At 64.7% G+C, this 17,849-nt stretch carries 11 protein-coding genes; 7 read left to right on the plus strand and 4 right to left on the minus strand.

Features of this window, described 5'->3' with window-relative positions; genetic code table 11:
* Nucleotides 1-22: 22 nt before the first annotated feature.
* Nucleotides 23-1,360: a nickel pincer cofactor-dependent isomerase, group 22 gene (locus AC5FRW_RS17765; RefSeq protein WP_493569799.1), complete on the minus strand. Its 1,338-nt coding sequence runs from the start codon at nt 1,358-1,360 to the stop codon at nt 23-25.
* 102 nt (nt 1,361-1,462) lie between these two features.
* Here AC5FRW_RS17765 and AC5FRW_RS17770 point away from each other — a divergent pair, with 102 nt between their 5' ends.
* Nucleotides 1,463-2,314 (plus strand): fumarylacetoacetate hydrolase family protein, encoded by an 852-nt coding sequence (locus tag AC5FRW_RS17770; RefSeq protein ID WP_493569800.1) that lies wholly within the window; start codon nt 1,463-1,465, stop codon nt 2,312-2,314.
* A gap of 129 nt (nt 2,315-2,443) precedes the next feature.
* Here AC5FRW_RS17770 and AC5FRW_RS17775 read toward each other — a convergent pair whose 3' ends face one another.
* Nucleotides 2,444-3,778, minus strand: coding sequence for a glycerate kinase type-2 family protein (locus AC5FRW_RS17775; protein WP_493569801.1), 1,335 nt, complete (start codon nt 3,776-3,778; stop codon nt 2,444-2,446).
* Nucleotides 3,779-3,890: 112 nt separating this feature from the next.
* Here AC5FRW_RS17775 and AC5FRW_RS17780 point away from each other — a divergent pair, with 112 nt between their 5' ends.
* Complete coding sequence (locus tag AC5FRW_RS17780) at nt 3,891-4,766, plus strand: CehA/McbA family metallohydrolase (protein WP_493569802.1); 876 nt, start codon at nt 3,891-3,893, stop codon at nt 4,764-4,766.
* Between the two features lie 34 nt (nt 4,767-4,800).
* On the opposite strand, the gene AC5FRW_RS17785 is transcribed toward AC5FRW_RS17780, so the two are convergent.
* Nucleotides 4,801-6,003, minus strand: coding sequence for a glycoside hydrolase family 88 protein (locus AC5FRW_RS17785; protein WP_493569803.1), 1,203 nt, complete (start codon nt 6,001-6,003; stop codon nt 4,801-4,803).
* A 237-nt stretch (nt 6,004-6,240) separates the two neighbouring features.
* Here AC5FRW_RS17785 and AC5FRW_RS17790 point away from each other — a divergent pair, with 237 nt between their 5' ends.
* Genes AC5FRW_RS17790 through AC5FRW_RS17805 form a run of 4 tightly spaced genes read left to right on the plus strand, consistent with a single transcriptional unit; the run spans nt 6,241 to nt 10,560 of the window.
* Entirely contained in the window at nt 6,241-7,602 is a 1,362-nt protein-coding gene (locus tag AC5FRW_RS17790) for a sugar ABC transporter substrate-binding protein (RefSeq protein ID WP_493569804.1), read from the plus strand.
* Between the two features lies 1 nt (nt 7,603).
* Nucleotides 7,604-8,581, plus strand: coding sequence for a carbohydrate ABC transporter permease (locus AC5FRW_RS17795; protein ID WP_493569805.1), 978 nt, complete (start codon nt 7,604-7,606; stop codon nt 8,579-8,581).
* A gap of 1 nt (nt 8,582) precedes the next feature.
* Nucleotides 8,583-9,431, plus strand: coding sequence for a carbohydrate ABC transporter permease (locus AC5FRW_RS17800; protein ID WP_493569806.1), 849 nt, complete (start codon nt 8,583-8,585; stop codon nt 9,429-9,431).
* A 7-nt stretch (nt 9,432-9,438) separates the two neighbouring features.
* The gene (locus AC5FRW_RS17805; protein WP_493569807.1) at nt 9,439-10,560 is read left to right on the plus strand and encodes an ABC transporter ATP-binding protein; all 1,122 of its coding nucleotides are present in this window, start codon (nt 9,439-9,441) and stop codon (nt 10,558-10,560) included.
* A gap of 239 nt (nt 10,561-10,799) precedes the next feature.
* Here AC5FRW_RS17805 and lacZ read toward each other — a convergent pair whose 3' ends face one another.
* The gene (lacZ, locus tag AC5FRW_RS17810; protein WP_493569808.1) at nt 10,800-13,949 is read right to left on the minus strand and encodes a beta-galactosidase, LacZ type; all 3,150 of its coding nucleotides are present in this window, start codon (nt 13,947-13,949) and stop codon (nt 10,800-10,802) included.
* 234 nt (nt 13,950-14,183) lie between these two features.
* Between lacZ and AC5FRW_RS17815 the strand changes: the two genes are divergently transcribed.
* On the plus strand, nt 14,184-17,579 hold the full coding sequence (locus AC5FRW_RS17815; protein WP_493569809.1) for a CBM96 family carbohydrate-binding protein: 3,396 nt from the start codon (nt 14,184-14,186) through the stop codon (nt 17,577-17,579).
* Nucleotides 17,580-17,849: the final 270 nt, after the last annotated feature.

The following is a 17,849-nucleotide window of genomic DNA, read 5'->3' on the forward strand; positions in this document are numbered from 1 at the left end:
TGAAAAACGGACGGCGGGACGATCAGTGCGACAGCGAGGTCGAAAAGTCGCCGTCGTCGAACTCGATGGGTGTCGGTTCGTCGACGACGCGGAGGTCGTCGCGGTCGCGTGCTTCTTCGACGAGCGCTTCGGAGGCCAGCAGTCGTCCGAGGTGCATCGTGTCCCGTGTCCGGACGACGCGGACGGTCTCGGGATCGACGACGCCGATGGTCGACAGCGCCGCGACCAGCCCGGCCCGGTCGCTCTCGACGACCGGCGGCAGGCGCACGCCCCGGACGGTGCTGGCGGTGAGCGCGTTGATCAGTGTCGTCTCGGCGTCGAGTTCGGCGACGATGTCCTCGTGGATCAGGTCCGCGGAGCCGACGCCCATCGCGTTGCCGTGGGTCGTCTCGGTCAGCCCGCGCGTGTAGATGCGCTTGATGTCGGGCAGTTCCGGCGCTGGCTCGTTGATCGCGAACTCACGGCGGCCGATGACGTTGGTGTCCAGTCCCTGCCCGCTGATGTCCTTGCCCTGCTGGTCGAAGACGACCACGTCCAGTTCGTCGAAGGGTAGCGTCGGCATGATGTCGTAGGACAGTTCGAGCAGTTCCCGCTCGCGGTCGAGGAAGCCACTCGGGGGGACCCCCTCGATCAGCGTCGTCTCGTCGTGCTGGTCCTCGACGAGTGCGATCCCGCCCACGACCGGCAGCGCGTCGAGTAGCTGATCGGTGATCTCGGGGATCATGTTTCGGAACGACCAGTCGACGGCCCACTCGTGGGCGATCTTCGCGCCGCGTTGCTTGCCCATGCCGATGACGAGCATCTTCGAGAGACCGCTCTCGACGGTCCCGTCGAAGTCGGTGTGGGGCTTGACGCGGTTGATCGGCACGATGGCGTCGGCCCCGGCGGCGTGGTCGTCGGCGACGACCGGCACATCCCGGTCCGGTGTCCGGCCGACCTCGATAACGTCCATACTCGATCTGATCGCACAGCCGATCGACGCCTCGGTGACGCCCAGTTCGTTCAACATCTCGCGCTGGCCCTCGCCAGTCGCCCCGCCGTGGCTCCCCATCGCCGGGAAGACGAACGGCTCGTAGCCCGCCTCGGTGAGGGCGGTCACGGCCGCTTCGACGATCGTCGCGAGGTTGTCGATGCCGCGACTACCGACGCCCAGCGCGATCTCGCCGCCTGCTGGCACGTCTTCGAGTTCCAGTGCCTCGACGGCCTCCTCGACGTGGGACTGGATGGTTTCTGGGGCGATGGGATCGGTGTCCCAGACCTGTTCGATGACGCCGAGTTTCGGGAGGTCAGGATCGCCACACGCCTCGACGATCGTCGCCTCCGGCACGGAGAGTTCGCTCGCGCTCTGATTTCGCTTCATGCACGCACAGTGTGGCGAGAGTGTGATAAACGTGGCTGATACGGGACTCTCTGCGAGGAACGATCTCAAGATTTAAGAGGACGAACACACCTCGTTGAGGTGATGCGCTTCGTACGCTACACCGACGGGACAGCCCCGGCCTGGGGTCTCGAAGTCGAACAGACGATTCACGCCCTCTCGGATCTGCCGTGGGGCGAACCGACGCTTGCCGACATCGCGAACCCGAGCTATCGGGACGCAGTGCGCACCCGTGTCGAAAACGGCTCGCTGACGACCGTCGATTCCGCGTCGCTCTCACGACTCGCACCGGTCCCACAGCCCGGTAAGATCGTCTGCTGTGGGCTGAACTATCGGGATCACGCCGAAGAACAGGACGAGGAGATTCCCGACAGCCCCATGCTGTTCGGGAAGGCCCCGACGACCGTCACGAACCCCGACGACCCGATCATCCATCCCGATCCCGACGGTGACGCACAGGTCGACTACGAGGTCGAACTCGCCGTCGTCGTCGGCGAGACGATGTCGTCGGTCGATCCGGCCGACGTGTCCGGCCACGTCGCGGGCTACACCGTTCTCAACGACGTGAGCGAACGAACTGCACAGAACGCCGACGGGCAGTTCTTCCGCGGGAAGAGCTACGACACGTTCGCGCCGATGGGGCCGGCGCTGGTCACCGACGACGAGATCGATCCCAACGCCCTCGACGTGGCACTACGGGTCGACGGCGAGACCAAGCAGGCCTCGAACACCGAGCAGTTCATCTTCGACGTCGACGAACTCCTCGCCTACATCAGCGAGGCGATGACACTGCGACCCGGTGACGTGATCTCCACCGGGACGCCCGGCGGCGTCGGCATCTTCCGCGACCCGGTCGACGTGCTCGAACCGGGCCAGACGGTCGAAGCAGAGATCGAGGGGATCGGGACGCTCGAAAATCCAGTCGTCAGCAAATAAGCGACCGCATACGGACAGTTGTAGGTCTTTACCAGATCGACCGCACTACCGTGTGCGGTCGACTGGGTAACCGTCTACAACTGTCCGTATCAGTCGTTCGTCTGCCGATCCACGCCGTCTCGCTGTTTTTCACTCGTCGTCAGTCTCGGGCACCACGAGCACGACCACGTCGTTGACGTTGGTCCCTGTCGGGCCGGTCTGGATCGTCGCCCCGGCCCTGTCGAGTGCCGATCCCGCGTCGTTGTCGGCCAGCGCCGCCCGAGCGTGCTCGTCGCCGGCCACCGTCGTCGCGTCGACGATCGCACCGGCCACGTCGGAACTGCCGTCCTCGCCGTCGGTGTCGACGGCGGCGACGACGATGTCATCGTCCAGTTCCAGCGCCGCCGACAGGGCGAGTTCCTGATTCGGGCCGCCGCTCCCGCCATCGCCGGTGACCGAGACGGTCGTCTCGCCGCCCGCGAGCAGCACGGCCGGCGGCTCGACCGGTGTGCCGGTGGCCCTGACTTCCTCGGCGATCGAGACCAGCGCCGTCGCCACGTCGCGGGCCTCGCCCCGGAGTCGCGAGGTGAGTATCAGCGGCGCGTACGTGTCGTCGAGTGTCGCCGCTGCGGCGTCGAGTGCGGACCGATTGCTGCTGATCAACACGTTCGCGACGGCCGAAAACGCCGGATCGTCGGCCGTCGGCGTGTCGGTGTACTCGCCGCCAGCGCCCGCTTCGAGGTGGGCTTCGACGGCTTCCGGCGGCGTCACGCCGTACTGCTCGAAGACGGCGAGTGCGTCGGCGAACGTCGAGTCGTCGGGTACCGTCGGGCCGCTCCCGATGGCCCCCAGATCGTCGCCGACCACGTCTGAGACCAGCAGTCCGACGACGGTCGCGGGCGCGGCTTCACTGGCTAGTCGACCTCCCTTGATCTCCGAGCAGTGCTTGCGGACGACGTTGATCGCCTCGATAGGGACGCCACCGCGCAGCAGTCGGTCGGTCGTCGCCTGCAGGTCGTCGACGGTCAGATCACCGGCCGGCGCGGTCAGCAGCGCGCTCGCGCCGCCGGTGACGACACAGAGCACGAGCGTGTCCTCGTCGGCCGCGGTGACGAGCTGGCGCATGCTCCCCGTGGCGTCGACGTTCGTAGCCGAGGGCAGCGGATGATCGCCGACGACACACTGGACGCGCTCGGTCTTCGCGGGATGTTTCGTCACGATCCGGCCCCCGGTGATCCGGTCACCGAGGACCGCTTCGAGCGCCCGTGTGACGCCGGCGGCGGCCTTCCCGCCGCCGACGATCAAGATGTCGTCGTACGAACCGAGGTCGTACGTCTCGGCGCCGACCGCCAGTGCGTCCCCCTCCAGCGTGACCGCGTCACGGGTCGCTCGCGCTGGCTCGGCAGCGCTCATTGCAGCTTCCAGACAGTCGAGTGCGACGCCGTGGGCGTCACTACGAACCAGTTCGTTTCGGTGCTGGATCATACTGCTAGCTCCCACTGTCGACGTAAAAAACTAGCTCCCTGCCGAGACACCTGCCGGGATCGGGTGTAGTGTGTCGTCAGATTTAAGCGATCGTGGTCGGTCCCTGTCGGACATGCGATTGGACCACCCGTACACCGGCGACGGGACGTGGCTGCAGGGCAACGTCCACACCCACACGACGGAGACAGACGGCGAGTACAGTATCGAGGAGACGCTCGACGCCTACGAGTCGGCCGGGTACGACTACCTCGCGATCTCGGATCACGATCTGCTGGTCGATCCCGACGACTACCGCGCGGACACCTCACTGACGCTGCTGCCTGCCGTCGAGGTCACCGCCAACGGTCCCCACGTCGTCCACGTCGGTGCGACGGCGGTCGTCGAGCCACGGGCCGACCGGCAGGCCGTCGTCGACGCGATCCGAGCACAGGACGCCGTCGCGATTCCGGCACATCCGAACTGGCTGGGCGACTACGACCACTGGCCCCAGCAACGCCTCGCAGACCTGACGGGCTATCACGGGATCGAGATCTACAACGGGAACATCGAACGGAGTCGGGGTGGGGCGCTGGCGACCGCACGCTGGGATCAGTTGCTGTCGGCCGGCAAGCGCGTCTGGGCGTTCGGGACGGACGACGCCCACACCGGTGTCGACGTGGCGAACGCTTGGACTGTCGTGCAGGTCCCCGAACGGACGCCCGCGGCCATCCTCGACGCGCTCCGGGCGGGCCGGTCGTACGTCTCGACGGGCGTGACTATCGAGCGGATCGACGTGGCGGGCACCGAGATCGAGATCGAGACCACCGAGGACGTGACTGCACGGCTGGTCAGCGATCAGGGGCGCATCCAGCGCACTGTCGAGGGGAGTACCGCTCGGTTCGACGTGAGCGAGGATCTGCGCTGGGGGTCGGACCACACCTACGTTCGAATCGAATGTTTCGGGCAGGGGACCGACAGGGCGTGGACGCAGCCGTTCACGCTAACGTAACGTCGGGATCGATTCCAGAAGGCCCGGGGTTGGCTCACCAGAATCGCGTGTGCTGCTGGGTCGCCCGGACCAGCCCTTCGACGTAGAAGTAGTCGCCCCAGATGGTACACTCGTCGTAGTCGTCGTCGGTCGGGTGGTACGCGCCAGCCGTGAGCAGTCCGTTCGACTCCTCGCCGGTCGTGTAGTCGGCGGCGAGACTCCCCAGCGTCTCCAGCGCGGCGGTTCGGTAGGCCGGCACACGCTCGTCGGCAGTTGGAAGCTGTCGGGTCAGTTCGTCCAGTCCGCAGGCCGCGATGGCTGCAGCCGAACTGTCGCGAATCTCGGGCTCGGTCGGGGCGTCGAAGTCCCACAGCGGGACGTGGTCGTCCTCGACGTGGCCGAGGTAGTAGTTGGCGACCTTCGCCGCGAGGGTCGCGTGTGCGCCCTCGCCGGTGTAGTCGGCCGCGAGTGCGCCGCCGTAGATCACCCAGGTCTGGCCGCGCGACCAACAAGAGTCGTCGGCGTGGCCCTGTGCGGTCTCACCGCCCAGTGGCTCGCCGGTCTCCACGTCACACACGAACGTGTGGAACGTCGAGGCGTCGTCGCGGACGATGTGGGCCGCGTTCGCGCGAGCGTGGGCGGCCGCCATTGCGGCGTAGGAGCGGTCACCCGTCGCCTCGCTGGCCCAGAACAGCAGCGGGAGGTTCATCATCGTGTCCGCGATCATGCGACCCCGGTTCTCGTCGTCGGGATCGTCCATGGGACCCCACGCCTGCAGGAGTCCGGGGGCCTCACGGTAGCGGTCCGTCAGCAGGTCCGCCGCCCGCAGTGCGATCGTCCGATACTGTTCGCTGCTGGTCAGCCGGTGGCCCGCGACCGCAGAGAGCGTGTACAGGAATCCCAGATCGTGCATCTCGACCAGCCCCTCGTCGAGGCGGCGGTCGAACGTCTCTAATTGGCGCTCGGCGGCGTCCCTGAATCGCCCCTCGCCGGTCACCTCGTAGGCGAGCCAGCATAGGCCGGTCCAGAACGAGGTCGTCCAGCCACCCATGTTGTCGACCGTCCCGTAGACGAGGTCGTCGCTCGACGCCGCGGGGAAGCGGTCGGTAAACGTCGCGAGGTTCTCGTCGATCTGGTCGACTGCCGCGGTCAAGGCCCGTTCCAGTTGCGCCCGCGTCACGTCCGCTGGGGCGTCGTACCGGTCGGGGACACCCGGATCGGCGACATCCGAGACCACCGTGGAAAGCGTTCGTGTCATCCGATCCAGAGTCACGTGAGCCGAATAATAAACCTGTTGTCGGTCGTTCGCCGCGGTCGCGGCGAGCGTCCCGTGCGGGTCGGTCCGGCACTGGTCCGTGATGGTCGTCCGTGAGAGGACTGCTCCGTCTGTCGATTCTCGAACGTACTGGGACGCGTTCGTCCTCTCGAATCACCACAAACGTGCTGTATCCGGTAATTATTTATATGCTGATCAAGGTTATTCGTGATGTTCGCAATGGTAGACTCTGGCAACAATCGAAGCCGACGGAACGTACTGACTGCGATCGGTGCACTCGGTGCCACCGGTCTCGCTGGCTGTGGCGGTTCGAACGACACGAGTACTGAGGGTAGCTCGGATGGCTCGGGAAGCTCCGGTGGTTCGAGTGCGACCGAGACGGCCACCGGCACTTCGACACCGGTGCCGATGGCCGACTCCTTTACGCTCTGGGAGATGAGCGACACCTGGGACCCCCACGTTGCGGCCTATCAGGATGCGACGGGGACGACGGTCGACCACGTCAACAAGGGGTCGGTCGTCGAGGACCTCCGAACCCGCATCCTCGCGGGGACCGGCGCGCCGGCCACGTCGATGGCCCAGTACAAGAACCTCCGCCAGCTGGTCGCGACCGGCGGGCTGCGAGACATCTCTGACTGGGTCGACGAGGCCGGAATCCGCGAGCAGTTCCCCGAAGGCATCTGGGAGACGGTCACCTACGACGGTGCGATCTACGAGGTGCCCTACGACATCGGTCCCGCGACGCTGTTCTACCGCAAGGACGTGTGGGACGAGCACGGCGTCAACGCCGACTTCGAGACCTACGACGAGATGATCGAGGAAGGTAAGAAACTCCCCGACGACGTTTCGATCATGGGGATGTCGAGCAACACCCTGATGGTCCTCTGGCGAGCGATGTATCGCCAGGCCGGCGGGCAGGAGTTCGACGAGGAGGGACGGATCGCCTTCGACAACGACACGGCGTTGCAGGTCACTCGACAGATCAACCGCCTCGGGCAGTCCGGTGTCGTCGACTCGACGAACGCGTGGAGTAATCCGTGGTTCGCGGGCTTCAAGGACGGCTCGATCGCTGGCCGTATCTCCGGTGCGTGGTTCGCCGGGACGCTCCAGTCGTCGGTCAGCAGCACCTCCGGCAAGTGGCGCGGCATGAAGATGCCGGCGCTCGAAAGCGGTGGCAACCGCGCGAGCCAGATCGGTGGCTCCGGGCTTTGCTTCCCCAAGCAGGTCGACGAAGCGCAGGCCCGTCGCGCGTTCGACTTCGTCGTTCAGACCACCACCAGCACCGATCAGATGGCGAACCTGTTCACCGAACAGGGCAACATCTGTGCCAATCAAGAGGCCTGGGAGGACGAGGCCTTCGACGCCGGCTACGACTTCTTCGGTGGACAGGCCATCGGCAACCTCTGGACGGAGCTTGGTCCCGATATTCCCAGCTTCCGCTACACGCTCGACTCGCCGAAAGTCAACACTCTGCTGAACCCGATCCTGCAGGACATGGTCGCCGGCAAGCTCGAACCCAAGGAAGCGCTCGACAAGTGGGTCACCCAATCCAAGAACCAGACTGGTCGCGACGTTGCCTAACATGAACTCACAGACGGTCACAAGTCTCGTCGACACATTCCGGTTCAAGCGCGAGCAGCTGAAAGAATCGCTGCCGCCGTTCCCGGGGACGCCCTACGTCTTCCTGAGCCCATTTTTCGTGCTGTTCGGTGTGTTCCTGGTCTTCCCGATGTTCTACACCATCTATCTCTCCTTTTTCACGTTCCAGGGCGTGGCACTCGATCCGCTGTTCGTACTGGAGTTCGGTGGGCTTTCGCTGGCGATACCCAAGATGGCGAACCTGCAGTTCGTCGGACTGGCGAACTACCAGCAGTTGCTCGGCGACGAGATCTTCTATCAGTCGCTGTTCAACACGGTGATCATCTTCCTCGTCCAGGTCCCGCTGATGGTGTCGCTGGCGATGGGGATCGCACTCGTCCTCAACGCCGGCTTCACGCGGTTCAAGGACGTGTTCCGGAGCATCCTCTTGCTCCCCGTCGCGGCAAACAGCGTCGCGTACACGATCATGTTCACCGTCATCGCCGTGGAGGGTGGCCTGCTCGATGGCGTCTTCCTCACGCTCGGCTTGCAGCCGATCCCGTGGATGACCGACGGCTTCTGGGCGCGCAACCTCATCGCCGGGATGTCGATCTGGCGCTGGACGGGCTACAACATGATCATCATCCTCGCGGGGATGCAGACCATCTCCCCGTCGCTGTACGAGGCAGCCGAGATCAGCGGCGCGAACCGGCTCCAGAAGTTCCGCTACGTCACGCTCCCACAGCTGAAACCGATCATGCTGTTCGTGTTCGTGACGACGACCATCGGTGTGTTCAAGAAGTTCGGTGAGCCGGTGATCCTCATCCAGTCCGGTGCGCCAGTCAACAAGACACGGACCATCGTCTACTACATCTACGAGGTCGCGTTCCAGAACCTTCAGCTTGGGTACGGGAGCGCGCTGACGGTCGCACTGGTGTTGATCATCCTCACGCTCTCGCTGATCCAGTTCAAGGTGACCTGATATGCACGAGAAAATCAAACGAGAGGCGTTGTGGCAGTTCGGGGGCTACAGCTTCCTGCTCGTCGTAACGATGCTGATGATGATTCCGATCTACTGGCTGGTGGTGGCGTCGACGCTCCCGAACGAAGCCATCTTCTCCAGTACCGGCAATCTGCCGCGACTCATCCCGGGGACGGCCTTCCTGGAGAATGCCCGTGATCTGGCCGCTCGGCCGAACGTCGACTACTACCTGAGCATCTGGAACAGTATCGCCATCGCCGGTATCTACACCGTGCTTGCCCTGCTGTTCTGCTCGATGGGTGGGTTCGCGTTCGCGAAGTACGAGTTCAAGTACAAGCGCGTGCTGTTCATCGCTATCCTCGCGACGCTGATCTTCCCGATCAATCTGCTGGTGATCCCGATGTTCCTGCTGGTGTCGAAGATCGGACTCAGCAACACCTACTGGGCGGTGATCCTCCCGTGGGCCGCGTCGCCGCTTGGCATGTTCTTCATGCGCCAGTCGATGCAGTCGATCCCGGATTCGCTGCTCGAAGCGGCTCGAATGGACGGGGCATCGGAGTTCCAACTGTTCTATCGGGTGACGTTGCCGACGATGAAATCGAGTCTGGCAGCGCTCGCGGTCATCCTGTTTTTGAGCATGTGGAACCTCTTCCTGTGGCCCCTCGTCGTCCTCGGGGAGGGCAAGTACACCATTCCGGTGGCGATCCAGAAGATCACGAGCAATCAGAACGTGGCCTACGACCAGTTGATGGTCGCGTCCGCGATCGCGATCATCCCGATGTTCCTGGTGTTCCTCGCGCTGCAGCGCCACTACGTCAAAGGGATCCTCGCTGGAGCGGTCAAGGAGTGATAACGACATGACGGAAATTACTATCGACGGACTCACGAAAGCATACGACGCGAGCAACGACGACGGAAACGAGGACGGCGAGATCATCGCCGTCGACGACATCGACATCGAGATCGAAGACGGCGAGTTCATCGTCCTGGTCGGACCCTCTGGCTGTGGCAAGTCGACGACGCTGCGGTGTATCGCCGGGCTGGAAGACGTGACTGACGGCGAGATCAGGTTCGACGGCACGGTCGTCAACGACGACCGACCGCGCGACCGCGATGTCGCGATGGTGTTCCAGAACTACGCGCTCTACCCGCACATGACCGTCGAGGAGAACATCGGCTTCGGCCTGAAGCTCTCCTCGACGCTCCCCAGTGACGAGATCGCGACGCAGGTCCGCGAGGTCGCCGAGATGATGGGCATCGAGGATCTGCTGAACAAAAAGCCCGCAGAACTCTCTGGCGGCCAGCAACAGCGGGTCGCACTCGGCCGGTCGATCGTCCGCGAACCGGGCATCTTCCTGATGGACGAACCGCTGTCGAACCTGGACGCGAAGCTCCGGGCGACGATGCGGACCGAACTGCAGGAACTCCAGAACGATCTGGGCACGACGACGATCTACGTCACCCACGACCAGACCGAGGCGATGGCAATGGGCGACCGGATCGCTGTCCTCGACGGCGGCGTCCTCCAGCAGATCGACGCCCCGGAGGAACTGTACCGGAACCCCGAAAACGAGTTCGTCGCGAACTTCATCGGGAGTCCGAGCATCAATCTCTTCGACATGGATGCCGAGGGCGACACGCTCAGTGGACCGGGTGGGTTCACCTACGAACTCGACGACCACTCCGTCGACGACGGGCGCGTCCGGCTTGGCATCCGCCCGGAAGACATCACGGTCGACCCCAGCGGGGACGACCTCGAAGTCTCCGTCGTCGAGAAGATGGGCAACGAGAACTTCATCTACGGCCGTATCGGCGGGAAAGAGGTCGTCATCCGTGCCGACGCCTCGGTCCGGCCGGAAGTCGGTGACACCATCGACTTGCAGTTCGACGAGAGTGCCGTCTACCTCTTCGACAGTGCGACGGGCGAGTCGATCAAGACCAAGACCGACGAGATCGCTGCGCCTCCTTCTCAGTTCTGAGCGGTCTCGCGGGCGTCGTTCGTACGCTCCGTTGGTCGCGTCGCTTCGCCGTTGCTCATTTGCCCCGTCACCTGCTGCTTCGTTCGGCACATCGTCACCGAGGAGCGTGGCGCTCGTCGGTCGTGCTTCGTGCCGTGACTCGCTCACGGCGAGGACGGCCAGTCGTCGATTTCGTGCTCCGCCCGTGAATCCAGACGAACGCACGATAGCTGTCCGGCCGGCGGCAGTTGTCGTCTCGGTCAGTCAGCGAGATAGGGGTGGAGGCTGATCGTGAACGTCGTCGCCTCGGGGTCGACGCGGTACTGTTCGAGCGTCTCGGGACCACAACTGCCAGAGCCAAGCCCGGAGTGGGCGTGATCCAGCGAGACCGACACCGTCTCCTCGCGGGCCAGTTCGTGGCGATGTTCGGCGGCTTCCAGTCGCTCGGTCGTGTAGTCGTGGGCGGTAACGTCGAGCAGCGAGTCGCTCGTCGCCAGCAGGCCGACGCCGTTGCGATCTTCGAAGGCCACCCAGCGCGTATCAGCGTGGTTGCCGTTGGCCTGCGGGCGCACGTAGGGCGTATGCAGGTCTTCGACGGCGGCCTCGTAGCGACCGACGAGCGTAGCCGTTTTGCTGTCGGCGTAGGACTCGCCCGGGCCGCGACCGTACCACGAGACGTGGTCGAAAGCGTCGTCGAGCGTCAGGTCGAGTCCCAGTCGGGGGAGCGAGGGTAGCATCGACATGTCCCCCTCCGGTTCGAGTTCGGTCTCGATGTCGACGACGCCGGTCTCGTGGATCGTGTACGTCTGGATCGTCGCGAAGCCGTGGGCGAACATCGGCGCGCCCTGTCGCCCCTCGACGGTGATGGTCACCGTCTCCTCGCCGACCGCGGTGTCGACGGCGTCGACTCGCGTCCTGAGGTCGTGCAGTCCGTGTTCGCGCCAGAGCTGTTCGAAGCCGATCGTTCGGGCGTCCCACTCGTCGATCAGCGACTCGGTCTCGTACAGCTCCACGAACCGGGTGAAGAAGTGCGGGACGAGCGGGAGGCCGCGGTCGTTGTCCGTCGGCGCGCGCCACATTCCGATCTCTGGTCCCTCGGTGACGACCGTCTGGCCGCGGTAGGACAGCGAGTCGATGACGCCCGCGGTCGTGTCGAAGACGAGTTCGAAGTCGTCGTTCTCGACGACGACCTCGTGGTCGCCCTGCTCGCAGGTCAGCGGTGCAGTCAGGGTCGCCGCCGGCACCGTCGGGTCGGCGCTCGCGGGGAGTTCGAACTGCGCCGTCGCGACGGTGTGGCCCGCGGGTGCCCAGCGGGTATCGCTCGCGAGGACGGTCTCGACGGTCAGCAGTCGCTCGCCGTCGGCGTCGGCGGTATCGTCGTCGAACGGCACTTCGACCGTCGCGCGTTCGCCCGGTTCGACTGCGGGCAGGTCGAGTGTCCCGCTCTGGACGACTTCGCCGTCGCTCTCGACGCGCCAGCGTGCGCTCAGGTGGTCGAGTCCGCGGAAGTCGTAGCGGTTTGCGACGGTGACCTCGCCGGCCGCGAGGTCCTCGTCCGTGAAAACGACCGGCTCGACGACTTTCTTCAGTTCAGTCAGGCTGGGCGACGGCTCGCGGTCGGGGAAGACCAATCCGTTGATGTTGAAGTTGCTCGTGTTGGGTTCGTCGCCGAAGTCGCCGCCGTAGGCGAACCACTCCTCGCCGTCGTCGGTGGTCTGGCGGATGCCCTGATCGAGCCAGTCCCAGACGAACCCGCCCTGCAAGCGGTCGTATTCGTCGAACAGATCCCAGTAGTCCGCCAGCCCGCCGGGACCGTTGCCCATCGCGTGGGCGTACTCACAGAGGATCACCGGGTGGTCGTAGTCGTCCTCGACGGCGAGCGCTTCGAGGTCGTCGTAGGGGGTGTACATCGGCCCGACGATGTCGCTGACGCGCTGGTCGTGGTCCTGCTCGTAGTGGATCGGCCGCGTCGGATCGAGTTCACGGGTCACCTCGTACATCGTCTCGTGGTTCGCGCCGACGGCCGACTCGTTGCCAAGGGACCAGATGACGACGCTGGGGTGGTTCTTGTCCCGTTCGATCATCCGCACCATCCGGTCGACGTAGGTGTCCTCCCAATCGGGGTCGTCGCTGATGTGCTGGATCGTGTCGATCCGTTCCATCCCGTGGCACTCGATGTCGGTCTCGTCGAGCACGTACAGCCCGTACTCGTCACACAGATCGTAGAAGCGCGTGTCGTTGGGGTAGTGGGCCGTGCGGACGGCGTTGATGTTGTGCTGTTTCATCAACTCGATGTCCTCGCGCATACGGTCGAAGGTCACGGCTCGGCCGCGGTCTGGGTCGAAGTCGTGGCGATTCACACCCCGGATCGTCACCGCCTCGCCGTTGACGAGGAACTGGCCGTTCTCGATTCCGACCTCGCGGAAGCCGACGGTCTCGCTGACGGTCGCCGTCGCCGCGCCGTCCTCGACGAGCGTCACGAGAAAGTCGTAGCAGTTTGGCGTCTCGGCGGTCCACTTCGCGGGGTCGGCGACGCTCGTGGCCAGTTCGACCGTCGCCGTTCCGTCGTCGAGTGTGTAGGACTCCTCGAACTCGGCGACGGTGTCGCCGGTCGGATCGACCAGTGACGCCTCGACGCGGCCCGTCGCAGGCGAGTCGGTCGCCGATTCGCCGCTCGCAGCATCGCCGGCCGCCGACTCGATGTCGACCGTCGCCGTGAGTTCGGCATCGACGTAGTCGTCGTCGAGGGCCGTTCGCACGTCCATATCGGCGACGTGGGTCTCGGGGACGGCATAGAGGGTCACGTCCCGGAAGATGCCGCTGAGCCACCACATGTCCTGATCCTCGATGTAGCTTCCGTTGGACCACTTGTAGACGCGCAGGGCGACGGTGTTCTCGCCCGGGTCGACGTAGTCGGTCACGTCGAACTCCGCGGGCAGTCGTGCGCCCTCGCTGTAGCCGACGCGCTCGCCGTTGACCCAGAGGTGATACGCCGAGTCGACCCCCTCGAAGCGCAGGCGGATCTGTCGGTCGTCCCAGCCCTCGTCGACGTGGAACGTTCGGCGATACGAGCCGGTCGGGTTCTCGCTGGGGACGTTGGGCGGGTCGACAGGGAACGGGTAGACGACGTTCGTGTAATGGGGCGCGCCGTGACCGTCGAGTTGCCAGTTCAGCGGGACTTCGATGCGGTCGAACGACGTTTCTTCGAACTCGTCGGCGAGGAAGGCGTCGGGTGCCTCGGCGGGCGTCGGCGCGAGGTCGAACGTCCACTCGCCGTTCAGTCGGCGGACCCACGGCGAGTCGGGCACCTCGTCGGTCAGGGCCGAGCGTTCGTCTGGAAACGGGAACACGTCGGTGTGTGCGTCGAGCCTGTTTCGGCCGACGACACGCGGGTCTGTCCAGTCGTTCATCGTGGACGAGTCCACCCACCCGCCGCTATTCATTCTTTTGATAGTCCGTCCTCTCCGGTCGTCGCTGGCTCCTCAGGGTCTCTCTCGTCCAGATACATGTTCTCTCCGTGTACGGTATCCGAAGCTTTATTATCATTATCTTTCAACTGTGTTGCTGTATGCCACGCACGCGAGCAGCTACTGCACGGAACAGTGTATCGAACGTACGGACACGCGCTGTCGGGGGGACGTGGAATGTCTAAGGAGTGGTCTCGACGCGCCGTCCTCAAATCGAGTCTCGGCGTCCCGCTGGCGGGGGCCGCACTCCAGTATTCGACGGGTGCGGTCGCGGCGGCCGACGAGTACGCGACCCTGCGGGGCCGCTGGACCGACTTGCTGACTGGCGGGTCGATCGACGAGAGCAAATCGGAGTACGACGACGCCCTCGCGGACCTCGATCAGACGGCCCAGGACCACTGGGATACGATGAACACGGATCCGAGCGACAGGCTCTGGTCGGACCTGCCGATCCCGGACGACTCCAGCAGTAGCTACAGCGAAGGCCACATCACGGACAGCTACGATCGACTCCTGACGATGGCGAAGGCCTACGGGACCGAAGGGAGTGCCCTCAAAGACGACAGTTCGCTCGCCTCGGATATCATTACCGGGCTGGACTTCCTCTACAACCGCATCTTCAACGAGAACCAGAGCCAGTTCGGTAACTGGTGGCACTGGGAGATCGGGGCACCGATGCGGCTGATGGGGGTCTGTACGCTCCTGTATTCCGACCTGACGAGCACGCAGGTGACGAACTACACCGACGCCGTCGCTCATCACACGGGCAGTCCGTACGAGTACACCTTCTACGACAACACCTCCGGCGGGGCCAACCGCGTGGACGAGTGTATCATCACGGCGATCCGGGGATTGCTCACGGAGACGGATTCGACCATCGCGCTCGCACGTGACTGTATCGAAGACAGCAACATCTTCCAGTATACGACCGCCAGCAGCGGCAACGGGCTGTATCCCGACGGGTCGTACGTCTATCACAAGGAGATTCCCTACATCGGTTCGTACGGTTCGATCCTCTTTACGGGCCTGAGCGAACTCTTCACGATCCTCGATGGCTCGACGTGGGAGATCACCGGCGTCGACCGGGACGTGATCTGGGACGCCGTCGGCGACGCCATCAGCCCGTTCATGTACAAGGGGCTGATGATGGGCGCGGTCAGCGGTCGATCGATCTCACGGGACGACCAGTCGGACCACGTGCGCGGCCACAGCGTGACGGCGACCGTGCTCCGACTCGCGAACACGGCCCCGGAGCCGTACGCGACGGAGTTCGAGGAACTCGCGAAGGGCTGGATCGAGAGCGATACGTGGGACTCGTTCGTCAGCGAGGCCGAGGTGGCAGATGTCGCCAACGCCGAAGCAGTGCTCGAAGACGGCTCGATCACCGCCGCCAGCGAGCCGGTTCAGTCGCAGGTCTTTCACAACATGGATCGAGCGGTCCACAACCGCTCTGACTGGGCGTTCGTCGTCAGCATGTGCTCCGACCGGATCGCCCGTTACGAGGCGATCAACGGGGAGAACCTCCACGGGTGGTACACCGGTGCGGGGATGACCCAGCTATACGACGACGATCTGGGCCACTACACCGACGCCTACTGGCCCACCGTCGATCCCTACCGACTCCCCGGAACGACCGTCGACACCCGCCAGCGCTCCGATCTGGACGGGACTCACCATCCACTCCCCTCGACGCAGTGGGTCGGCGGGGCGACCGTCGACGAGGAGTTCTCGATAGTCGGGATGGAATTCGACGCCGAAGGTGCGTCGCTGACGGGCAAGAAGTCCTGGCTCGCGCTCGACGACATGGTGATCGCGCTGGGAGCGGACATCACGAGTTCGGACGGACGAACGATCGAGACGACCGTCGAGAACCGAAACCTCCACACGAACGCCGACGAGGTGCTGACCGTCGACGACACCGCGAAGTCGACGACCCCCGACTGGTCCGAATCCATCGCTGACGTCTCGTGGGCACACCTCGACGGGACCGGTGGCTACCTGTTCCCGGAACAGCCGACCCTCGAAGCCACACGCGAGACCCGCACTGGCTCGTGGCGCGACATCAACGTCGAGGGGCCGACCGACGACATCACCCGCGAGTACCAGACGCTGTGGCTCGATCACGGAGCCGATCCCAGCGGCGCGACCTACGCCTACGCCGTGTTGCCCGGCCTGACCGCGTCCGAGACGAAACAGCGTAGCCAGACGCCCGACTTCGATATCATCGCCAACGACGCGACCGTGCAGGCCGTGACGGTCCCGCGTCTCGGGCTGACGGCCGCTAACTTCTGGAGCAGCGGCTCGATTACCATCCCCGGCACCGGCCGGACCCTCTCGGTGAGCGGTCCTGCCTCGGTGATCCTCCGGCATCGCAACGACGAACTCGCCATCGGCGTCGCCGACCCCTCGCGCACGCAGGACACGGTCACCGTCGAGTACGACCACTACACGGACGGGATCGTCTCGAAAGACGCCACGGCAGGCGTCTCGCAGTACCAGCCAAGTGTTGTCATGGACGTGGCCGTCGGTGGGACCCGCGGCAAGACCCACTCGGCGACGTTCGAAGCCCCCACAACCACGCTGTCGCCGACGGCGGACGCGTTCGTCCGGGACGGCTCCGCCTCGGGAGACAACTACGGATCGTGGTCGTCGCTGATCCTCAAGAGCGGGCCGAGTGGGTACGCGCGCGAGTCGTTCCTCAAATACGATCTCTCGGGGCTTGCCGGAACGGTCGAGCGCGCCGAACTGGGCCTGTACGGTGCGGTAACCGATCAGGACGGCGGCACATCCATCGAGTGTACCGTCAACGCCGTCAGTGACGATAGCTGGACCGAGAGCGGGATCACGTGGGACACCAAACCGGCGTTTGACTCCTCGCTCGGGACGATGACCGTCACGCGAGACCACCAGTGGTGGCGTGAGGACGTGACCAGCTACGTCCAGTCCGAGGCGGCCGGTGACGGTGTCGCAGGCTTCGGACTCCAGCAGACCAGTGGCGACCTCTACACCGACTTCAACAGCCGGGACGCAAGCGAGAAGCCGCCGTCGCTGCGCGTCACGACGGCAAACCCGAACGCGACGACGCTGTCGCCGACGGCGGACACGTTCGTCCGCGATGGCTCGTCGTCGGGCGACAACTACGGCTCGTGGTCGTCGCTGGTCGTCAAGAACGCCAACACGGGCTACAACCGAGAGACGTTCCTCCAGTTCGACCTCACCGGTCTCTCCGGTTCGGTCGACGAAGCAGTGCTGTACATCTACGGCGCCGTCACCGACGAGAACAGTGGCGACTCGGTCGACTGTACGGTCTCGGGTGTGAGTGGCGATAGCTGGACCGAGAGCGGTCTCACGTGGGACACGAAGCCCGCAGTGGGATCGTCGCTCGGGACGATGCGTGTCAACCGCACCGCCCAGTGGTGGACGGTCGACGTGACCGACTTCGTCCAGTCGCAGGCGGGCGGCGACGGCGTCGCGAGCCTCGCGATCCAGCAGCTCGCTGGCGGTCTCTACACCGACTTCAACAGTCGAGACGCGGCCGAGAAGACGCCGTACCTGCGCGTGATCACGTCCTGATGGAAAAACGAGTCACCTCGGGCCGAGGTGACTCGTCGACCGACTGATACTACCGACCGTAACCGTTCCGAGCGATTCACGACCTCGGGGTCGCGACATTCCGTACCGATTTACAGCCGGCAGTACGACGACACCCCCGGCAGGCCGAACGGTTCGGGTACGATGTCGGGGTGGAGGCAACACTGTCCTATGGGTTCAGGCCTGCACTTCCATTACCAGCCAGTACCGGCTTAATCGCTTCGAATCTCGGATGGACGGCCGTCACTCGGC

This window comes from Halomicrobium sp. HArcht3-1 (assembly GCF_058933345.1).